Source organism: Cystobacter fuscus DSM 2262 (assembly GCF_000335475.2).
In the GTDB taxonomy this organism is placed as follows: Bacteria; Myxococcota; Myxococcia; order Myxococcales; family Myxococcaceae; genus Cystobacter; species Cystobacter fuscus.
On the sequence record NZ_ANAH02000003.1, the window covers coordinates 1 to 20475 of the forward strand.

The 20475-nt window shown below is 68.8% G+C and carries 17 protein-coding genes and 1 rRNA gene; 12 read left to right on the forward strand and 6 right to left on the reverse strand.

What is annotated here, in order from left to right; genetic code table 11:
* Nucleotides 1-75 precede the first annotated feature (75 nt).
* The 4 genes from rrf to D187_RS04310 all read left to right on the forward strand — a co-directional run bounded on the left by rrf (nucleotide 76) and on the right by D187_RS04310 (nucleotide 5946).
* A 5S ribosomal RNA gene (gene rrf, locus D187_RS04295) occupies nucleotides 76-192 on the forward strand.
* A 318-nt stretch (nucleotides 193-510) separates the two neighbouring features.
* Nucleotides 511-3264 carry a serine/threonine-protein kinase gene (locus tag D187_RS04300; protein ID WP_002631417.1) on the forward strand — a complete coding sequence of 918 codons (2754 nt, stop codon included), beginning with the start codon at nucleotides 511-513 and terminating at the stop codon, nucleotides 3262-3264.
* Between the two features lie 97 nt (nucleotides 3265-3361).
* Nucleotides 3362-4735 carry a KamA family radical SAM protein gene (locus D187_RS04305; protein WP_002631416.1) on the forward strand — a complete coding sequence of 458 codons (1374 nt, stop codon included), beginning with the start codon at nucleotides 3362-3364 and terminating at the stop codon, nucleotides 4733-4735.
* Nucleotides 4735-5946: a KamA family radical SAM protein gene (locus tag D187_RS04310; protein ID WP_002631415.1), complete on the forward strand. Its 1212-nt coding sequence runs from the start codon at nucleotides 4735-4737 to the stop codon at nucleotides 5944-5946. The genes D187_RS04305 and D187_RS04310 overlap by 1 nt, the downstream gene beginning before the upstream one ends.
* Before the next feature lie 10 nt (nucleotides 5947-5956).
* Here the strand turns inward: D187_RS04310 and D187_RS04315 are convergent, their stop codons facing one another.
* Genes D187_RS04315 through D187_RS04325 form a run of 3 tightly spaced genes read right to left on the reverse strand, consistent with a single transcriptional unit; the run spans nucleotide 5957 to nucleotide 8599 of the window.
* Nucleotides 5957-6526: a hypothetical protein gene (locus D187_RS04315; RefSeq protein ID WP_002631414.1), complete on the reverse strand. Its 570-nt coding sequence runs from the start codon at nucleotides 6524-6526 to the stop codon at nucleotides 5957-5959.
* Between the two features lie 23 nt (nucleotides 6527-6549).
* Nucleotides 6550-7053 (reverse strand): PEGA domain-containing protein, encoded by a 504-nt coding sequence (locus D187_RS49380; RefSeq protein ID WP_002631413.1) that lies wholly within the window; start codon nucleotides 7051-7053, stop codon nucleotides 6550-6552.
* 25 nt (nucleotides 7054-7078) lie between these two features.
* A complete protein-coding gene (locus D187_RS04325; protein WP_002631412.1) occupies nucleotides 7079-8599 on the reverse strand; it encodes a GspE/PulE family protein in 1521 nt (506 codons plus the stop codon).
* A gap of 152 nt (nucleotides 8600-8751) precedes the next feature.
* On the opposite strand from D187_RS04325, the gene D187_RS04330 reads away from it, so the two are divergent.
* Nucleotides 8752-9900: an MFS transporter gene (locus tag D187_RS04330; protein ID WP_081713560.1), complete on the forward strand. Its 1149-nt coding sequence runs from the start codon at nucleotides 8752-8754 to the stop codon at nucleotides 9898-9900.
* A 35-nt stretch (nucleotides 9901-9935) separates the two neighbouring features.
* Here the strand turns inward: D187_RS04330 and D187_RS04335 are convergent, their stop codons facing one another.
* A complete protein-coding gene (locus D187_RS04335; protein WP_002631410.1) occupies nucleotides 9936-10316 on the reverse strand; it encodes a hypothetical protein in 381 nt (126 codons plus the stop codon).
* A gap of 132 nt (nucleotides 10317-10448) precedes the next feature.
* A complete protein-coding gene (locus D187_RS04340) occupies nucleotides 10449-11012 on the reverse strand; it encodes a hypothetical protein (protein ID WP_043428392.1) in 564 nt (187 codons plus the stop codon).
* 50 nt (nucleotides 11013-11062) lie between these two features.
* On the opposite strand from D187_RS04340, the gene D187_RS04345 reads away from it, so the two are divergent.
* The 7 genes from D187_RS04345 (at nucleotide 11063) to recJ (ending at nucleotide 20014) form a co-directional block, all read left to right on the forward strand.
* Nucleotides 11063-12169, forward strand: a complete 1107-nt coding sequence (locus tag D187_RS04345; protein WP_043428394.1) for a SpoIID/LytB domain-containing protein — start codon at nucleotides 11063-11065, stop codon at nucleotides 12167-12169.
* Nucleotides 12170-12230: 61 nt separating this feature from the next.
* Nucleotides 12231-13316, forward strand: coding sequence for a tRNA preQ1(34) S-adenosylmethionine ribosyltransferase-isomerase QueA (gene queA, locus D187_RS04350; RefSeq protein ID WP_002631406.1), 1086 nt, complete (start codon nucleotides 12231-12233; stop codon nucleotides 13314-13316).
* A 16-nt stretch (nucleotides 13317-13332) separates the two neighbouring features.
* Entirely contained in the window at nucleotides 13333-14517 is a 1185-nt protein-coding gene (gene tgt, locus D187_RS04355; RefSeq protein ID WP_002631405.1) for a tRNA guanosine(34) transglycosylase Tgt, read from the forward strand.
* A 202-nt stretch (nucleotides 14518-14719) separates the two neighbouring features.
* Nucleotides 14720-15070, forward strand: a complete 351-nt coding sequence (gene yajC, locus D187_RS04360) for a preprotein translocase subunit YajC (RefSeq protein WP_002631404.1) — start codon at nucleotides 14720-14722, stop codon at nucleotides 15068-15070.
* Nucleotides 15070-16839: a protein translocase subunit SecD gene (secD, locus tag D187_RS04365; RefSeq protein ID WP_002631403.1), complete on the forward strand. Its 1770-nt coding sequence runs from the start codon at nucleotides 15070-15072 to the stop codon at nucleotides 16837-16839. The genes yajC and secD overlap by 1 nt, the downstream gene beginning before the upstream one ends.
* Nucleotides 16840-16863: 24 nt before the next feature.
* Nucleotides 16864-18036 (forward strand): protein translocase subunit SecF, encoded by a 1173-nt coding sequence (gene secF / locus D187_RS04370; protein ID WP_002631402.1) that lies wholly within the window; start codon nucleotides 16864-16866, stop codon nucleotides 18034-18036.
* Between the two features lie 271 nt (nucleotides 18037-18307).
* Nucleotides 18308-20014 carry a single-stranded-DNA-specific exonuclease RecJ gene (gene recJ / locus D187_RS04375; protein ID WP_211241462.1) on the forward strand — a complete coding sequence of 569 codons (1707 nt, stop codon included), beginning with the start codon at nucleotides 18308-18310 and terminating at the stop codon, nucleotides 20012-20014.
* On the opposite strand, the gene D187_RS04380 is transcribed toward recJ, so the two are convergent.
* The gene (locus D187_RS04380) at nucleotides 20011-20469 is read right to left on the reverse strand and encodes a SitI3 family protein (RefSeq protein WP_043428396.1); all 459 of its coding nucleotides are present in this window, start codon (nucleotides 20467-20469) and stop codon (nucleotides 20011-20013) included. The two genes, recJ and D187_RS04380, sit on opposite strands and share 4 nt — an antisense overlap.
* Nucleotides 20470-20475 lie beyond the last annotated feature (6 nt).

The following is a 20475-nucleotide window of genomic DNA, read 5'->3' on the forward strand; positions in this document are numbered from 1 at the left end:
CGGGCCCGGAAGAAGGCACGAGAGCTTCGCAGTGGAAGTTGATTCACCTACCCTTCGTATGGACTGTCCTGTTTTTCCGGTGGCAATGTCGGAGGGGTCCCACCCGTTCCCATCCCGAACACGGAAGTTAAGCCCTCCAGAGCCGATGGTACTCCGCGGGAAACCGCGCGGGAGAGTAGGTCGCTGCCGGATTTTTTTTGAAGGCCCCGAGTCCGCACCGTCAGGTGTCGACTCGGGGCCTTCGCCTTTGCGGGCTTCGCGCACCTGGCTTCTCCAGCTTCCTCTTTTGGGTCCCATTCTCCAGGCTTCTCGCTGGACGGCCTGGCGGGCCTATTCGCCGTCCAAGGCGAGCCGTCGGAGCCAAGTGGCTGGAACTCTTAGGGAATCGCCGTCGGGAGGAGTTTGACTCCCTCTTCGCGCTCCGTCTAAAGTCCTCGTCTCGTCCGTTTTCCACCCACCGTTTCCCCCTTCAACGGCGCAGTGGCCTCGCGGGGCGGGCGAAACCACGCAATGAAGAAGCCGACCCTATTTGGGAAGTACCTCCTCCTCGAGCGCATCAACGTTGGCGGCATGGCGGAGGTTTTCACGGCCAAGGCCTTCGGCGTCGAAGGGTTCGAGCGCATCCTCGCCATCAAGAAGATCCTCCCGACGATGGCGGAGGACGATGAGTTCATCACGATGTTCATCGACGAGGCGCGGATCAGCGTACAGCTGAACCACGCCAACATCGTGCACATCCACGAGCTGGGCAAGCACGAGGACACCTACTTCATCGCCATGGAGTACGTGCCCGGGCGCGACCTGCGCACCATTCTCGAGCGCTACCGTCGGCGCAAGGAGATCATGCCCACGGCGCAGGCCGTCTTCCTGGCCTCGAAAATCTGCGAGGGCCTCGATTACGCGCACCGCAAGAAGGACGCCCGCGGCCAGGACCTGAACATCATCCACCGCGACATCTCTCCGCAGAACATCCTCATCTCCTACGAGGGAGAGGTGAAGCTCATCGACTTCGGTATCGCCAAGGCGGCGAACCGGTCGCAGAAGACGCAAGCCGGCATCCTCAAGGGGAAGTTCGGGTACATGAGCCCGGAGCAGGTCCGTGGCCTCCCCATCGACCGGCGCAGTGACATCTTCGCGGTGGGCGTCATCCTCTACGAGATGCTGACGGGAGAGCGGTTGTTCGTCGGTGAGTCCGACTTCTCCACCCTGGAGAAGGTGCGCAACGCCGAAGTGCCCGCTCCGCGGCAGTTCAACCCGAACATCCCCGCCGGACTCGAGAAGGTGTTGATGAAGGCCCTCTCCGGAGAGGCCGATACCCGGTACCAGTGGGGCTCGGACCTGCAGGAGGACCTGATGCGCTTCCTCCTCGCGGGCGATGCCATCTACTCGTCCAAGCACCTCTCGGCCTACATGAAGGAGGCCTTCGCCGAGGACATCCTGCGCGAAGCCGAGAAGATGGAGCGCTACGCCTCCATCGAGCGCCCAGAGCAGATCGAGGCCACCGGCATCACCGGCGACATGTTGCGCGCTGCCCGCAAGCCTCAGGCGGGCCCCTCCCTGCCGGCGTCTACTCGTCCCGCCCCCTCCTCGGCTCCATCCCCCGCGCGCGCGGAGTATGAGTCTCCTTCCGAGGAGGACGAGGAGCCACAGGACGAGGAGATTGGCGCGGGAGACAAAACGCAGATCGTCGATTCCTCCTCCTTTGTTTTTCGAGGACAGGAAGAAAGAGAGAGCAAGCGGCCCGCCACCGTCCCCTCCGGACCTTCGGACAGCGTGCTGGTCGATGACAGCCTGACGGGTGAAACGGCGTACATCGCCGATTCGGAATCCACGCTGGCTCCCACGGCTCGCAACAGCGGCAAACCCCAGGTGGTCATCGGGGAGGGCGACGGCTATGCCGGGGCAACGGTCATCGGCCCCGCGCCCACCTCCCGGCCGGAGCCAGAGGAGATGGAGGCCCCCAACGCCACCCGGGTGGGGACTCCGGGCTCGCGCAGTACCATGTTGAGTCCGGCGCTCACGGGCGAGCGGCCGCGGCTGGACGACGAGGATCCCGACACCTACGACGACTCGTCCGAGGATGAACGCACGGACGCCGGGAGGGATCCTCGGGAAGAGGAGATGACGGGACCCATCCACGTCCCGGATATGGAGCAGGAGGCGCCGCCCGAGAAGGTCGCGCCACTCCCCAAGAAGACGCCCAAGCCCGCCGTCCAGGGCAGCCGGAAGCCGCCGCCCAAGGTGATCATCGCCAGCGCCGCGGCCGCCGCTCTGGTGTTGCTCGTCGTCCTCGGGGCCATGTTGTTCTCCGGACCCAGCACGGGCAGCTTGATGATCTCCGTTCAACCCGCGGGCGCCGAGGTCCAGATCGACGGGCAGGCCTACCCCCAGAACAAGGTCATTGAACTGCCAGAAGGCGTTCATTCGCTGACCGCGTCCTCCCCCGGACACCTGTCGGCGGTTCAGGAAATTCGCGTCACCCCGGGGCAGCAGCCTCAGTTCATCTCGCTCGTGCTGAAGGAGGAGCCCTCCGCGCCTGGCACTCCTCCCGCTGATGAGCATGCGGTGGCGGCCACGGGCACCGGGACCCCTTCGTCCAATCCTCCCACCGAACAGCAGCAGGCTCCCGCTGCCGCTCCGGGCGAGACCGTAGCGGGCACGGGGACCGGTACCGGCACGCCCCCTCCTGCCGCGGAGGAAACGCCCAAGCCGGCTCTGTTCTCGGCGGTGTTCGTGGGGGAACCGGGCGGCGCCGAGGTCGAGGTGGGTGGCAAGCGCGTGGGAAAGACGCCCGATGCCACGCTCGCCAATCTCACCGTGGGCAAGACCTACACCTTCGTGGCGACCCGCGCCGGCTACCAGACCTACTCGGGTGAGTTCCGCTCCAATGGCGAGGAGCAGGTCAAGGTCTCCTTCGTCCTCAAGAAGGAGGAGCCTCCGCCCACGACCGTCGAGCGTCCCACAACGCCCAAGCCCGCCGTCGACCGGCCCGCGACCAAGCCCGCCGCGGCGAAGGTCGTCGCCAAGCCCCAGGCCGTCGCCAAGGGCAAGCTCGCCTGCAGCTCGCGTCCGCTCGGCGCCCAGATCTGGGTGGATGGCAAGTACTCGGGCCGGGACACTCCCGCCGCCCTCGGCAACCCCCTCGTGCTTCCCGTGGGCAGCCATACCATCGTCTTCAAGCTCGGCTCCCAACAGAGCAAGCCCCAGAAGGTGAACATCACCGAAGGGGACATGGCCAAGCTCGTCAACGTACAGCTCGAGTAGCTCCGCATGGCAGGCGCTCCCTCCAGTGTTCTTCCTTGGAGGGACGCCTTTCGCGCCCCCTGTTCCCCGGCCTTGGTTCCGCTAAGGTGAGACCATCATGACGACGACGCCCATTCGCGGAAAGGCCGCCTCGGCCGGCCCCGCTCAGCAGCCTTTCTCCTATCCGCTTCGCCGTGAGTTCGTGGAGCCCGATTGGAGGCGCCTGCCCGGTTACAAGGACGTGACCCAGGCCGAATGGGAAAGCTCCGTCTGGCAGCGCAAGCACACCGTCAAGAACCTCAAGGAGCTCCAGGCCGTCCTCGGCTCCCACCTGCCGCAGGAGCTCCTGGCCAGCCTGGAGCGCGATCAGCGTGAGCGCGCGACGATGTCCATCCTCGTGCCGCCCCAGATGATCAACACGATGGATGAGACGGACCTGTGGAACGATCCGGTCCGCCGCTACATGCTGCCCGCCTTCGACGACCGGCACCCCGAGTGGCCCAACCACCCCAAGGCCAGCCGCGACAGCCTCCACGAGGCGGAGATGTGGGCCGTCGAGGGTCTCACCCATCGCTACCCCACCAAGGTGCTGGCGGAGATGCTCCCCACCTGTCCCCAGTACTGCGGCCACTGCACCCGCATGGACCTGGTGGGCAATGACGTGCCCCAGGTGCAGAAGCACCGCTTCCACCTCGGCCAGAAGGAACGCTACGAGCAGATGCTCGACTACCTGCGCCGCACCCCCACCGTGCGCGACGTGGTCGTCAGTGGCGGCGACATCGCCAACCTGCCCATCCAGGCGCTCGAGCCCTTCGTCAGCGCCCTGCTCGACATCCCCAACATCCGGGACATCCGCCTGGCCAGCAAGGGGCTCATGGCCATCCCCCAGCACTTCCTCCAGGACTCCGTCCTCCAGGGCCTGGAGCGCCTCGCCAAGAAGGCCAACGAGCGCGGTGTGGATCTCGCGCTCCACACCCACGTCAACAACGCGCGCCAGCTCACCCCCCTCGTCGGCAAGGCCGTGCGCAAGTTGCTCGACATGGGCTTCCGCGACGTGCGCAACCAGGGCGTGCTCCTGCGCGGCATCAACGGCACCCCCAAGGAGCTGCTCGAGCTGTGCTTCACCCTGCTCGATCACGCGAAGATCCTGCCGTACTACTTCTACATGTGCGACATGATCCCCAACTCGGAGCACTGGCGGCTGAGCGTGGCCGAGGCCCAGCAGCTCCAGCACGACATCATGGGCTACATGCCCGGCTTCGCCACCCCGCGCATCGTGTGTGACGTGCCCTTCGTGGGCAAGCGCTGGGTCCATCAGGTCGCCGAGTACGACCGCGAGCGCGGCATCTCGTACTGGACCAAGAACTACCGCACCGGCATCGAAGGGGATGACGCCGCGGCGCTCACCCGCAAGTACGAGTACTTCGATCCCATCTACACGCTGCCCGAGTCCGGACAGCAGTGGTGGCGTGATCAGGCCCAGGCGGCGTGATGTCCTCCTCGCTCCCGCCCTCCAAGGGCACTCCCGCGCGGCCCGCCTCCCAGGCCGGCCGCGCGGTCCTGTTTCCCGAGGCCACCGACGCGCAGTGGGCCGACTGGCGCTGGCACCAGCGCAACGCCGTGCGCAACCTCGCGCAGCTCGAGAAGGTCATCCCCCTCACGCCCGATGAGCGCGCGGGCGTGCAGGAAACCTCCTCGCTCTTCCGCGTGGGCATCAGCCCCTACTACCTGTCCCTCATCGACCGGGACCATCCCCTCTGTCCCATCCGCATGCAGTCCATCCCCGTGCGCGCCGAGGCTCGCGTGCGTCCCGGGGAGCTCGAGGATCCGCTCGGCGAGGACAAGACCCGGCCCGAGGAGGCCATCGTCCACAAGTACCCGGACCGTGTCCTCTTCCTCGCGCTCGACACCTGCTCCGTCTACTGCCGCCACTGCACCCGCCGCCGCATCACCAAGGGCGGCGAGGCGGAGCTCTCCAAGGAGCAGATGCGGCGCGGCATCGAGTACATCCGCCAGCACCCCGAGGTGCGCGACGTGCTCATCTCCGGCGGAGATCCCTTCCTCCTCACCGAGGAGCGGCTCGAGGAGCTGCTCGCGCCCCTGTACGACATCCCCCACGTGGAGATGGTGCGCATCGGCACGCGCGTGCCCGTGTGTCTGCCCATGCGCGTCACCGACTCGCTCGCCCGGCTGCTGCGCCGCTACGCCCCCGTCTACGTCGTCACCCACTTCAACCACCCGAAGGAAGTGACGCCCGAGGCGCGCGAGGCCTGCGAGCGGCTCGTGGACCATGGCGTGCCCGTGGAGAACCAGGCCGTGCTCATGCGGCGGCTCAACTCGGACGCGCGCATCATCCAGGAGCTGTCCCACGCGCTGCTGCGCATCCGCGTGCGCCCCTATTACCTCCACCAGATGGATGTGGCCCAGGGCTGTGAGCACCTGCGCACCCCCCTGGCCAAGGGCGTGGAGATCCTCCAGCAGCTGCGCGGCCATACCTCCGGACTCGCCGTGCCCCACCTCGCCGTGGACCTGCCCGGCGGGGGCGGCAAGGTGACGCTCCAGCCGGACTACGTGGTGGAGCGCGGCACGCACGACACCGTGTTCCGCAACTACAAGGGCGAGCGCTACGTCTACCCCGAGCCCGAAGAGCTCGACTGCTCCTGCCCCTACGACGCCGTGTGGCGCGAGCGGCGCTGGGGGTAGGGCAGGGCGCTCACGGCTCCCCGGCAGGCTCCCCGGCGGGCACCGCCGGTTCGACCTCGGGCGCTCCGGCCTCGTCCACAGAGGGCATCCCCTCGGCCGGCACCTGCTCCTCCGTGGGCAGCCCATGCTCCACGACGGGCATGGCGCCCTCCGAGCCCTCCACTCCCTCCTGCTCCACCTGCTGCTCGCTGCCCCAGCCCCGCTCGATCGGAATCTCCCCGGGCGACGACGCCGACGAGCCCTGCGTGCGCGCTTCCAGCGCCTTCTCCGCGGCATCCACCTGGGCGTTCTGCTTCGGCCCCATCCGGGCCGTCTGCCGCGCGTAGTCCTTGCTCGACACGCCGTGCTTGTCCAGCACCCCCTGGGTGGCCTGCTGCTGCTCCTGGATCATCTGCCGACGCTCGGCGGTGCTCATCTCGGAGGACTTCTTGCCTCCATGCGCCGCGTTCACCTTCTCCAGGGCATGCTTCTCATCACGCCGGATGCTCGCGAGCTTCTCGGGCGGGAGATCCTCCGCAAGTGCGAGCGTGGGCAGGCTCAGCCAGGTGGAAAGCAGCAGGACACTCAGACGGCGGGACATGGAAACTCCTGATCGAACGGGGCTCACCGCTTGCCAGCGGTCCCCCGGGTGCTCTGTTTCAGCCGGGCATTCACCTTGACCATCTCATCCCGGGGGCAGGACGTCCGGTGGGTCGTGCGCTCGAAGCCACGCCGGGAGAACGTGATGACGACCGGTTCGCCCGGCGCGCATTCGAGTCCCACCATCACCGGGGTTTCCCCCTGGTCCCTGCCGTTGACCAGGACGGTGGCTTCCGAGGGCTGGGACTCGAGCGAGAGAATGGCCCCCTCGAAGGCGGAGCGCGACTCCCGGACGGGCTTGTTGGCGGACTCCACCTCCACAGTGGACTCCACCTCCACATCCTCCTCGGCCCGCATCTCCTCCTCCTCGGAGGTGATGGGCGTCAGGGTGATGTCGCGCGGCCCGGTGCGCACCTCTCCTCGAACGAGGGGCAGGATCAGCAATCCGGCGGCGGCCATCGCGCACAGGGCGGAGCCGAACTTCAACACCGCGGCGACCTTCTGGCTGGCGTGCTCCTGTTGGCTCACGGGTTTTCCCTCCCCAGTCCCGGCTTCATCCGACCACCCGGAAGACTTCCTTCAGCGTCGTGGCGCCGGCGTGGACGCGCTCCAGGCCCGCCGCGAGCAGGGGCACCATGCCCTCCTTCACCGCCATGTCCTGGGTCTGGGAAGTGGGCACCTTGGTGTTGATGCACTCGCGAATGGTCGGGGTCACGCTGAGGACCTCGTAGAGCGCGGTGCGCCCCAGGAAGCCCGAGCCCCCACAGCGCTCGCAGCCCGTGGAGCCGTAGAACGGACCCGAGGTGGGCAGGCCCGCCGTGTGCAACCGCACCACCTCCTCGTTCTCCGGCTGGAAGGGCACGCGGCAGTGGGGGCACAGCGAGCGCACGAGCCGCTGCGAGATGCTGGCCACCGAGGCGGAGGCGAGCAGGAAGGGCTCGACGCCCATCTCGATGAGCCGGTTGAAGACGCCCGCCGCCGAGTTCGCATGCACCGTCGTCAACAGCAGGTGTCCGCTCAGTCCGGCCTGGATCGCCGTGCGCGCGGTCTCCGCGTCCCGGATTTCTCCCACCATGATGACGTTGGGATCCTGGCGCAGCACCGAGCGCAGTCCTTGCGCGAAGGTGAAGCCCTGCTCGGTGTTCACCTGCGTCTGGGAGAAGAGCGGGACGTCGTATTCGATGGGATCCTCGATGGTGGCGATCCGCGTCATGTCGCCGCGCGTCTCCTTGATGTAGCCGAGCGAGGCGTACAGCGTCGTCGTCTTGCCACTGCCGGTGGCGCCGGCGACGAAGATGACGCCCTGGGGCCGATCGAGCACGCGCTGGAACGGCGGGAGCAACTGCTGGGGAAAGCCCAGGTTGGACAGCCGGGGCAGCCGCACGCTGCTGCGCGCGATGCGCAGGGCCACCGACTCCCCGTGGTTGGTGGGCAACAACGACACCCGGATGTCCGCGGGGCCCTCGGGCGTTTGAACGGAGAAGTGGCCGTCCTGGGGCCGATCCGTCCGGAAGAGCACCACCTTGGACAGCACCTTCAGGCGGTTGATGAGGCGGGGGTGGTTCTCCCGGGAGAGCATCATCACCTCCTCGAGCACGCCGTGGACGCGGAAGGCGATGCGCGTGCCCATCTCCAGCGGGTGCACGTGCACATCGCTGGCCCCCACCCGGATGGCCCCATCGAGCAGGGTATCCACGAAGGCGATCATGTCGGGCTCGGCGCGCAGCACATAGCGGCGCAGCGTGGTGTTCAGCTCGGCGAGCAGCTCGCGCACGGCGACCGCCACCTCCGCGTTCACCACCTCCAGCGGCGACAGGACCGGGCGTTGCTCGCGAGCCTGGGTCGAGCGGGGGCCGCGGCGCTCCAGCCACACCCCGCCCACGCCCAGCACCAGCGACAGGCCCAGCAACCCCAGCGGAGTGAAGGCTCGCTCACGCAGGTATCCACCCAGCGCCTGCAGGGTCGTCATGTCCCGCGCGGGGTTCTTCACCAGCCATAGAATCAGTCCGCCGGCGAGAATCAGCAGAGAGACCACCCAGATGCCTCGAGTGAGGGTGCGCAGGAAGTCGGTCATTCGTGCGCCCAGCCTAGCAAGGCGGAGCAGGAGCGTCGCGGTGGTGTCTACCTCACGGAGCGCTTTCCTCCCGCTTGTGCGGCAACGGAGTGGATTGTAGAGGCCCGCCCGTGGACTCTTCCTCTCGCCTGCGCCCGGGCCTCGTCTGGTTGATGGCCCTCGCCTCGGGCCTCGCGGTCGCCAACCTCTACTACCACCAGCCCCTGCTCGGAGACATCGGCCGGACGTTCCAGGCCTCGGATCGAGCGGTGGGCCTCGTCGCCACGGTGTCCCAGGTGGGCTACGCCCTGGGGCTGTTGCTCATCGTCCCACTCGGAGACAGCCTCGAGCGGCGCCGCGTCATCGTCCTCATGACGCTGCTGGTGAGTCTCGCGCTGACGGGCGTGGCCCTGGCCCCCCACCTGCCCGCGTTGGTGCTCGCCAGCGGCCTGGTGGGGGTGACCACGGTGGTGCCCCAGTTGCTCGTGCCCTTCGCCGCGCACCTCGCCGCCCCGGAGCAGCGCGGACGCGTGGTGGGGCAGGTGATGAGCGGCTTGCTCATCGGCATCCTCCTGTCACGCACGGCGGCGGGCTTCGTCGGCGTGCGGTTCGGCTGGCGCTCCATGTTCTGGTTCGCCGCGGGCTTGATGCTGGTGCTCGCGGGGGTGCTGCGGCTCACGCTCCCCCATCAGCCCGCGAGCACCTCCTGGTCCTACCCGGCCCTGTTGCGCTCGCTGGTGGTGCTGGTGCGCGAGGAGCCCGTGCTCCGGCTCCACTCCCTGCTGGGCGCGCTCGCCTTCGGGGCCTTCAGCGCCTTCTGGAGCACGCTGGCGCTCCACCTGCAGGCCCTGCCGCAGCACTACGGCGCGCGCGTCGCGGGGCTGTTCGGCGTCGTGGGCGTGGCCGGAGCCATCGCCGCGCCCCTGGTGGGCCGCTACAGCGATACCCGCGGGGATCGGCGCATCAACGCCTTCTCCCTGGGCGTCCTGTTCGTCGCCTTCGTCGTGCTCGGCGTGGCGGGCCAGTGGCTGTGGGGCATCGCCCTGGGCGTCATCCTGTTGGACCTGGGCGCCCAGGCCAACCACATCTCCAACCAGGCGCGCGTCTACGCCCTCCGCCCCGAGGCTCGCAGCCGCCTCAACACCGTCTACATGGCGACGTACTTCGTGGGCGGATCGCTCGGCGCCGGGCTGGGCAGCCAGGCCTGGAGCCATCTGGGGTGGCTCGGCGTGTGCGCCGTGGGCGGGCTGCTGCCGCTCGTGGGCCTGCTGGTGCTCGGGGTCGCCGCTCCACCGCGTCAGGTGGAGCAGCCCCGGGCGTAGGGCCAGGGACACCCCGTCCCTCGCCAACCCTGGGCTCAGCGCGACGTGTCGCCCTGGTCCTGTCCGGTGTCCGTCTCTCCGCCGCTGCCCTGGGTTCCGGTTCCCTTGGTGTCATCCCTCGAGTCTGGCGTGGGCGTGCCGCTGCCCTGGACGTCTCCGGTGTCCGTGCTTCCCGCGCCCAAGCCGCTGCCGCCCGTCCCGCCCCGCGAGCCATCCTCCGGCTTTGGCAGGTTGTCGTGGCCCATGGCACCGCCGCTGGTTCCCGAGCCTCCCGTCCCTTTGTGCTGGGTGGCGTCGCCGGAGCCGCCCGTGCCCTGTCCCTTTTGGGAACTCTCGTAGTGATCGGCTCTGCACCCCGCGGTCAGCAGCAGGGCCGCCGTCATGGCGCCAACGAGCGCCACCTTGATGTGCCTCATGGTCGTTTCTCCCTCCCCTCATGGGGATGTCCCTTCATGGGGGAAGCTGGGCGCTGCCGGGAGGGACGACATCGCACCGGGAAACACGCGTCCTCCCGGTGGGTTGCTCACGTGGGAAGGGAGTTGCGGCGCTCAGCGCTGGAGCGAAGGCGGGGGAATAGGACGCTTCGGCGGCTCCTCCACCGGGCGGTTGAAGTACAGCCAGGCCGTGAGAGCCAGCAGCGCGAGCACCGCCAGGCGCCGCAGCACGTCCTCGCGCCGCCTCCTGGGGGAGTTCTCCTCCTCGCGCTCGGCGGCCTGGAGCGCCCCCGTTACCTCCTGACCCAATGCGCGCATCCGCCGGCACAGCGCCAGCGTCGCCGCCAGGGCAGTAGGCACCCCCTCGGTGTCCTGCTCGAGCGCTCCGGCCAGGGCCCGTGCCCAGACATCCTCTTGCGCGTCGTTCTCCGGTGGCCGACAGGGCAGGGACGCCGCACGGGACAACCCCAGCGCCGCGCGCAGGAAGTGGACGGAGAAGGCCTCCGGGGAGATGCCGTAGAAGGCCGCGCTCTCCTCCAGGGAGCGGCCCTGGGTCAGCCGCGTGAGCAGGAAGGCGGCCTCGCGGTAGGGCAGGGCTCGCAGCGCCGCGAGCAGTTGCGCGGTCGAGAAGAGGGCGGCGTCGGGGGCAGGGGACACGGGCGCGGCATTCTCCGACATCCGGCGGCTGATTTCTTGAGCCGTGATCAGCCCCCCCTACACTGGCGGCCATGTGGCGACCTGTTGCACTGATGCTGCTCCTGCTCGTGCCCCTGCGCGCGCCCGCCGTGGAGACCATGCGCATCGCCATGGGTGACGCCCAGGGCGAGGTGCGCGTGAGTGGCAAGGGCCTCTCCTTCGGCTCCGATACCGAGGACGCCTCCTTCACCTCCCTCCAGCAGGACGGGGTCGTCGTGCGGCGGCGGGGCTCGCGCCTGGAGCTCAACGGCGCGCCCGTCATCGGCTCCGCGGTGCGCTTCCGCTCCGGAGTGGAGTCGTCGGACGGGGGCACGCCGGGTGACTCGTCCATCCGCGCCGGGGACATGGAGGTGCGCGGCGACGTCGTGGTGCGCCTGTACAAGGACGGGCTCCAGCTCATCAACGTCATCGCCCTGGAGGACTACCTCGCCGCCGTGCTCGGCAGCGAGATGCCCGTGTCCTTCCCCCCCGAGGCCCTCAAGGCCCAGGCCGTGGCGGCCCGCACCTACGCCCTGCAGAAGAAGCTGGAGACCTACGGCGCCCCCTTCCACATGGGCAGCAGCGTGCTCCACCAGGTGTATGGCGGCCTCAACCGGGAGGACGCCCGCACCCGCGCCGCCGTGGAGGCCACCCGCGGCGAGGTGCTCACGTACGAGCTCGCCCCCATCGAGGCCTACTTCCATGCCTCCTGTGGTGGCCGCACCGAGTCCGGCTGGGATTCGCTCCAGCGGGACTTGCCCTACCTCAAGGCCGTGGACTGCCCGTGTGGCCGCCTGCCCGCCAGCCGCTGGAGCGCCACCGTCTCCGATGCCGAGCTGCGCGCCGCCCTGGGCCAGTCCACCGAGGGCTTCCGGGTGGCGAGCCGCACGTCCACGCACCGGGTGAACCGGGTCAGCGCGGCCGGCGGGGCCTCGGTCGATGGGGCCCAGTTCCGGCGCAAGCTCGGCTACACGAAGCTCAAGAGCCTGGACTTCGACGTGGAGCACACCGCCGGCAAGTGGCACTTCACCGGCCGTGGCTATGGCCATGGGGCGGGCCTCTGTCAGTGGGGCGCCAAGGCGCTGGCCGACAGCGGCAAGTCCTACCGGGACATCCTCCTGCACTACTACCCGGAGACCGAGCTGCAGCAGCTCTACTGAAGCGCCACCGCTACATCCCGTTTCGTCCGAGGCGCCTGGGCTGTTACAAGCGGCTCCCGCCGTGTCCTCCCTGCTCTCCGATTACGACTTCGCGCTCCCCGAGGCGCAGATCGCCCAGGCTCCCCTGGCCGCCCGGGATGCCTCGCGCCTCATGGTGGTGAGCCGTGCCTCGGGCGCGTGGAGCCACCGCCACTTCGCCGAGCTGCCCGAGCTACTGCGCGAGGGGGATCTGCTCGTGGTCAACGACGCCCGGGTCATCCCCGCCCGGCTGCTGGGCTCCAAGGTGGGCACGGGCGGCCGGGTCGAGCTGCTCGTGGTGCGCCCCGCCGCCGCCACGCTCACCTCCCAGGCGCTCGGCGGAGCCCCCGAGGCGCTCGAGTGGATCTGCCTCGGCCAGGCCTCCAAGGGCCTCAAGCCCGGGGCGCGCGTGTCCTTCACCGGCGGCCTGGAGGCCGAGGTGCTGGAGGCGCTCGGGGGAGGGGAGTACCGGGTGCGCTTCCATGCGGCGCGGGGCGCGTCGCTCGCGCGGCTGCTGGACACGGCGGGCCGCCTGCCGCTTCCCCCCTACATCACCCGGCCTCCCGAGGACGCGGACGCCGAGCGCTACCAGACGGTATACGCGCGGGCCTCGGGCGCGGTGGCCGCGCCCACCGCGGGGCTGCACTTCACCGAGGCCACCTTCGCGGCGCTCGCCGCCCGGGGCATCCAGCGCGTGGAGGTGACGCTGGACGTGGGGCCCGGCACCTTCCTGCCCGTGCGCGAGGAGAACCTGGAGAAGCACCACATGCACCCGGAGCGCTACACCGTCCCCGAGGCCACCGCCCGGGCGGTGAACGCCGCCAAGGCCGAGGGCCGCCGGGTGGTGGCGGTGGGCACCACGGTGGTGCGCACGCTGGAGTCGGCGTGGGATGCCGCGTCGGCAAGCCTGCGCGTGGGCCCGGGCGAGACGTCCATCTTCATCCGCCCCGGCTTCACCTTCCGGGCGGTGGACGTGCTCGTCACCAACTTCCACCTGCCGCGATCCACACTGGTGGTGCTGGTGAGCGCGCTGCTCGGGCGCGAGCGCACCCTGGCGGCCTACCGGGAGGCGGTCGCCGCCGGCTACCGGTTCTTCTCGTACGGCGACGCGATGTTGGTGACGGAGTAGGGAGACGACAGACGCCATGGCAGAGCCGCGCAAGGAGAAGGGGGACACCCGGGTCGCACCGAGCCTGGTGCGCTACGAGCTGTTGCACGAGGATGCCTCGGGCACGCGCGCGCGCCGGGGACGGCTGCACACACCGCACGGCCCCGTGGAGACGCCCATCTTCATGCCCGTGGGCACCGTGGGCAGCGTCAAGGGCGTGGGGCCGGATGATCTGCTCACGCTCGACGCGCAGATCATCCTCGGCAATACCTACCACCTGATGCTCCGGCCGGGAGACGACCTGGTGGGGCACATGGGCGGCCTGCACCGCTTCATCTCCTGGGACCGGCCCATGCTCACCGACAGCGGCGGCTTCCAGGTGTTCAGCCTCTCGGAGAAGCGGAAGATCACCGAGGAGGGCGCCGCCTTCCAGTCCCACCTGGACGGGCGCCACCTGATGCTCTCGCCCGAGCGCTCCATCGAGATCCAGGAGACGCTCGGCGCGGACATCATCATGGCGTTCGACGAGTGCCCGCCGTCCACCGAGAGCCGGGCCTACCTGGAGAAGTCCCTGGCGCGCACCACGCGCTGGCTGCACCGGTGCGTGAAGGCCTGGAGCCGCGAGCGCTCCTCGCTCTTCGGCATCGTCCAGGGCGGGTTGGATCAGGAGCTGCGCAAGCGGCACACCGAGGAGGTGTGCGCGGTGGACCTGCCGGGCTACGCGCTCGGGGGCTACGCGGTGGGTGAGACGCCCGAGGCCATGTACGAGGGGGTGGCCTGGTCCGCGCCGCTGTTGCCCCGGGACAAGCCGCGCTACCTCATGGGGGTGGGCACGCCCGTGGACCTGGTCACCTGCGTGGAGCACGGGGTGGACATGTTCGACTGCGTGCTGCCCACGCGCTGCGCGCGCAACGGCCTGCTCTTCACCTCCGAGGGCAAGCTCGTCATCCGCAACGCCACCTGGGCGAGGGACGAGCGGCCGGCGGACCCGGCGTGCTCCTGCTACACCTGCCGCAACTTCAGCCGGGCCTACCTGCGCCACCTCTTCGTGGCGGGGGAGATCCTGGCCATGCGGCTCAACAGCCTGCACAACCTGCACTACTTCCTCACCCTCATGAAGCAGGTGCGCGAGGCCATCGCCGAGGACCGCTACGCCCAGTTCGCCCGGGACTTCCGGGAGCGGGCCCGGGCCCAGGAGACCGAGCGGACGCGGGCGAAGTAGTGCCCCGGGAGGCCGCCGGGAAGGGCGCCCCTGGCCGCCTGCCCGACGAGGATGACGCGGGGCGGAAGTGTCCGGTTTCCTCGGTTTGCTTGCCGGGGGTGTGGGGCTGCTGCTAAGAGGCCCCCCTTTCGGACTTATTCGCCGACCGTGAAAATCAGGGGCGGCGACCCGGTACAAATTTCATCCAGCGACGAGGCGGTTCGTGGCAGACAGCATTCCAATCCTGGCGCAGGCGGCGGGCGGTCCCAGCGGGATGATGAACATCGTCTTCATCATCGGGCTGTTCGCCATCATGTACTTCGTGATGATCCGCCCGCAGCAGAAGCAGCTCAAGAAGCACCAGGAGCTCATCTCCAGCCTGAAGAAGGGCGATGAGGTCGTCACCCAGGGCGGCCTCATCGGGCGCATCCAGAACGTGATGGATCGCGAGGTGACGCTCGAGGTGGCCAGCGGGACGCGCATCCGCGTGCTCAAGACGTCGGTGGCCGGGCGCTACGCGCTGCCCGAGGCGGCCGGGGCGGCCAAGACCGAGGACAAGAAGGAGGAGAAGTGATGGATCGCGGCTGGTATTGGAGGCTGGGCCTGGTCATCGGCGTGACGCTGGTGACCGTGTGGCTCCTGATGCCCTCCTATTATTCCTTGTTCAAGGTGGACCGCAGCGAGCGCAACAACCTGGCGGCCATCGAGAAGGCGATGCCGGGCTGGGCGCCTCCCGCCAAGTACCGCATCAACCTGGGGCTCGACCTGCAGGGCGGCATCCACATGGTGATGCGTGTGGACACCAAGACGGCCCTGGAGAAGCGCACCGAGCGCCGGGGCGATCAGATCGTCCGCTACATCAACGACAAGCAGCTGGGCCAGGTGACGGTGAACACGGACGTGGAGCGACTCCAGCTCACGTTGACCGCGCAGGACCCCGCCACCATGGACGCCATCGAGAAGGAGGTGCTCGCCACCTTCACCGACTTCACGCGCGTGTCGCGTGACGGCGCCAACCTGGTGCTCGCGCCGGACGAGGGCCAGGTCAACCGCTTCCGCGACGAGTCGGTGGACCAGGCGATGCTCGTCATCCGCCGCCGCATCGACAAGTGGGGCGTGGCCGAAGTGGACGTGCGCAAGCTGGGCACGGACGCCATCCAGATCTCCCTGCCGGGCCGCAATGATCCCGAGCAGGCCAAGGAGCTGGTGGGCACCACGGCGCAGCTGGAGTTCCACATGGTGGACGACACCACGGACTTCTTCCGCGAGCACTACCAGAAGACGCCTCCGCCCGAGGACAGCAACATCACCCTCACCACCGCCGACGGCTTCCCCCAACTGCAGGGCCCCAACCGCGACGCGCTCCTGGCGTACGTGAAGGACGCGACGCCCCAGGGCCGCCTCGTGCTGCTCGAGTGCATCGCCAGCGCGACGCGCAAGGGCGTGTGCGACAGCTACCGCACCTACCTGGTGGAGAAGGAAGCGCCGCTGACGGGCGAGAGCCTCACCGGCGCGGATGCCTCGCTCAGCCAGATCAACGAGCCCGAGGTGAACATCAGCTTCGACGCCGCCGGGGCGCGCCAGTTCGAGGAGCTCACGGACAAGGGCGTGGGCCGGCGCATGGCCATCGTCCTGGACGACTACGTGCAGTCGGCGCCGCGCATCAACGAGCGCATCGGCGGTGGCCGGGCGCGCATCACCATGGGCCGCGCGGGAGGCCGTCCGCTGGAGCAGTGGCTGGCGGACGCCCAGACGCTGGCGCTGGCGCTCAAGGCGGGCGCGCTGCCCGCGCCGGTGACCACGGGCGAAATCCGTCAGGTGGGCGCCTCGCTGGGTGACGAGCTCATCCGCAAGGGCAGCCTCGCCGCGGCGGTGGGCCTGCTGTGCGTCATCGTCTTCATGGGGCTGTACTATCGTGCCTCGGGCCTCATCGCGGACGTGGCCCTGCTGCTCAACGGCCTGCTCATCCTCGGGGGCATGGCGCTCTTCAACGCCACGCTCACGCTGCCGGGCCTCGCGGCCTTCGTGCTCACGTTGGGCATCGCGGTGGACGCCAACGTGCTCATCAACGAGCGCATCCGCGAGGAGCTCAGCCACGGCAAGACGGCACGCGCCGCGGTGGACCAGGGCTACGACCGCGCCTTCTGGACCATCTTCGACGCCCACGTCACCGCGATCGTCGCCGGCCTCATCCTCTTCTTCACCGGTACGGGCCCGGTGCGCGGCTTCGCCACCACGATGATCATCGGCCTGCTGGCCTCGCTCTTCACGTCCATCCTGGTGACGCGCGTCATCATGACCTACTTCGTCCACGGCCGGAACGCCCAGACGGTGTCCGTCTAGGCAGCACCTCGGGGTACAGCCGACATGCAGATCCTCAAGAACAAGACGAACATCGACTTCATCGGCAAGCGCAAGCCGGCCCTCTTCATCTCCACGGCGATCAACCTGATCATCCTCGTGGGCATCGCCGTGGTGGGCTTCAACTTCGGCGTGGACTTCGCCGGCGGTACGGTGGTGGAGGTGCAGTTCAACCACCCCGTCTCCGCGAGCGAGGTGCGCCAGCGCGTCGAGTCCACCGGGCAGCTCCACGACGTGTCCGTGCAGAGCATCGGCGCGGCGTCGGAGAACTCGTTCCTCGTGCGCCTGGGCGGCGTGACGCAGCTCACCGAGGAGGGCGGGGCCAAGGCGAGCCAGGCCCTCCAGTCGCTCGGCCAGATCGATCCCAAGGCCATCCGCGTGGACCTGGCCAACGGCATCATCAACGTGCGCTCCAAGCAGCCGCTGGACACGGCGCAGATCGAGAAGACCGTGGAGGGCACCGGCACCGGCGTGGAAGAGGTGCGCGACATCGGCCAGGCGCAGTCCGGCGACTACGACTACCAGGTGGTGGCCAGCGGCATGGCGGACCGCATCCGCGGCGCGCTGATGCAGGGCCAGGCCGCCGACAAGCCCGACTTCGAGATGCGCCGCACCGAGTACGTGGGTCCGCAGGTGGGCAAGCAGCTGCGCAACCGCGGCATCCAGGCGCTGCTCTTGTCCATGGTGGCCATCCTCATCTACGTGGCCTTCCGCTTCGACTTCAAGTTCGGCCCCGGCGCCCTGCTCGCCATGTTGCACGACGTCATCATGGTGGCCGGCTTCTACCTGTTCAGCCGCGCCGAGTTCGGCCTCACCGCCATCGCCGCGCTGCTCACCATCGTGGGCTACTCGGTCAACGACACCATCGTCATCTACGACCGCATCCGCGAGGACATGGGCAAGTTCAAGGGCAAGCCCCTGCCAGAGGTCATCAACATCGCCGTCAACGACACCCTGGTGCGCACCATCCTCACCTCGGGCACCACGGCGCTCTCGCTCGTCGGTCTGCTCATCTTCGGCGTGGGGGAGATCCGCGACTTCGCCTGGGCGATGCTGGTGGGCATCATCGTGGGCACCTACTCGTCCGTGTACATCGCCAGCCCCGTCACCATCTGGCTGGATGCGCGCGAGCAGGCGCGCGGCAAGAAGGCGGGCATCAACCAGCCCACGGCGGCCTGAACTTCCCCGGAACCGTCCAGGTAGCGCTCGCCGAGGCCCTCGGGCTCCGTGACTCCACGGACCCGCGGGCCTCGGGTGTTTTCAGGGGACGGAAGGGACCTCGTTCAGGCCCGTCCAGGGCGTATCCCACCCCACCGCGAGGGCAGGCGGGCAGGGGAGCGAAACCCAGGTCAGGTCAGGCTGGACAGACCCCCCAGGTAGAGTGATGAAGATTTCTGGCCTGGACGCTTCCACGGTAGGAGGCTCCGGAGCGGAGGTGACTGTGCGTTGGATGATGCCGGAAGTGCCCCAGGAGCAGGCGGCTTCACTGTCCGTGGAGCTGGGTCTCCATCCCCTGCCGGCGCGAATCCTCATCCACCGCGGACTGCGCACCCCCGAGGCCGCCTCCGCCTTCCTGTCCGACCGGCTGGCGGACCTGCCCGACCCCTACCGGATGAAGGGCATGGCCGCGGGCGTGGAGCGGCTCATCCGGGCGATCCGGGAGAAGGAGCGCATCACCCTCTACGGTGACTATGACGTGGACGGCGTGTGCTCCACGTCGCTCATGGCCCTGTTCCTCCGGGAGCTGGGCGCCCGGCCCGCCACCTACATCCCCCACCGCATGGACGAGGGCTATGGCCTCAACCTCCAGGCGGTGGAGAAGATCGCCGCGGACGGCACGCGGGTGCTGGTGACGCTCGACTGTGGCATCACCTCCGTGGCGGAGATCGCCCGGGCGAAGGAGCTGGGGCTGGACGTGGTGGTGGTGGACCACCACACGGTGCCCCCCACGCTGCCTCCCGCGGTGGCCGTGCTCAACCCCCACCAGCCGGGCTGCGAGTACCCCACCAAGCACCTGTGCGCCGCCGGCGTGGCCTTCAACCTGTGCATGGGCCTGCGCAAGCGGCTGCGCGATGACGGCTTCTTCGCCACCCGCAAGGAGCCCAACCTCAAGGCACTGATGGATCTGGTAGCCATGGCCACCGTGGCGGACGTGGTGCCGCTCACCGGCGCCAACCGCATCCTCGTCCACCACGGCCTGCAGGCGCTGAGCGCGGGCCTGCGTCCCGGTGTCCGGGCGCTCAAGGAGGTGGCGGGGCTCGACGCGGACAGTCCCGTGTCCGCCGGGCAGGTGGGCTACCGCCTGGGCCCGCGCATCAACGCCGCGGGACGGTTGCATGACGCCTCGCTGGGCTTGCAGCTGCTGTGCTCGGAGACGCTCGAGGCGGCCCGTCCGCTCGCGCAGGTGTTGGATCGCGCCAACGCCGAGCGCCAGGGCCTGGAGAGCAGCATCCTCACCGAGGCGCTCGCCCAGGCCGGGGAGCGCGCCGAGCAGAACGCCCGCGGCTTCGTGCTCTACGCGGACGGGTGGCACCCGGGCGTCATCGGCATCGTGGCCTCGCGTGTGGTGGAGCGCTTCCACCGGCCCACGGTCATGGTCGGGGTGAAGGACGGGGTGGGCAAGGGCTCGGCGCGCAGCATCGAGGGCTTCCACCTCTACGACGCGCTGAGTGGCTGCGCGGACCTGTTCGCCCGCTTCGGCGGCCACAAGCACGCCGCCGGGCTCACCATCGAGGGCAAGCACCTGCCCAGCTTCCGCGAGGCCTTCGAGCGCATCGCCCACCAGCGCCTGACGCCCGAGGATCTCATCCCCCGCTGCAAGGTGGACGCGGTGGTGGGCGTGTCGGAGCTGGACGAGAAGGCGGTGGAGGCGCTGCAGAAGCTCGGGCCCTTCGGGCAGGGCAACCCCGAGCCCGTGCTGGTGCTGCGCCGCCAGGTGGCGCGCCCGCGCGTGCTGCCGCACAAGACGGGCGGCTCGGGCCACCTCAAGCTGGCCCTGGTGGACGCGCCCAACGTGGACGCCATCGGCTTCGGCATGGCGGACCGGCTGGCGTTGACCGAGGGACCCGTGGACCTGGCTTTCCAGGCAGGCTTCGACACCTTCCGCGGCCAGCGCCGGCTGTCCCTCAAGCTCAAGGATCTGCGGATCGCTGCCTAGAATGAGAGCAGTGGCGACGGCAAGGGACGGCATTCGAACGGAATCTCGAGCCTGCTCTTCAGCCAGTCCTTGTCCCGCCAATATCCAGACTCGGAATTGAAGACGAGCTGCCCGTCGAGTCGCTGGAACTCGATTCGCTCTCCATTGAAGAGCAGGAGTGCGTCTTGCGATTCATTCAATAGCAAAAGGGACGCATCCAGCAGAATCCGTCTGAAACCGTCCCAGTCCGCATCGTGCGCGCGGCGGAAACCGACTGTCAGTGTCGGGGTGAAATGGAACGCGGACTTGATAGCCGATTCAGTCCCACTCTCAGCGGCGTGGATTGAAACTGTTGCATCGAACAAAGAGGACTGGTCTTCAGTCCAAGCCAACCCCTCGATCCGCTCAGCCATCTTCTCCATGGATTGCATTGGCTTCATGCAAGTGGATAGAAAAAGGTCGTAGTCCAGTGCCATGTCGGC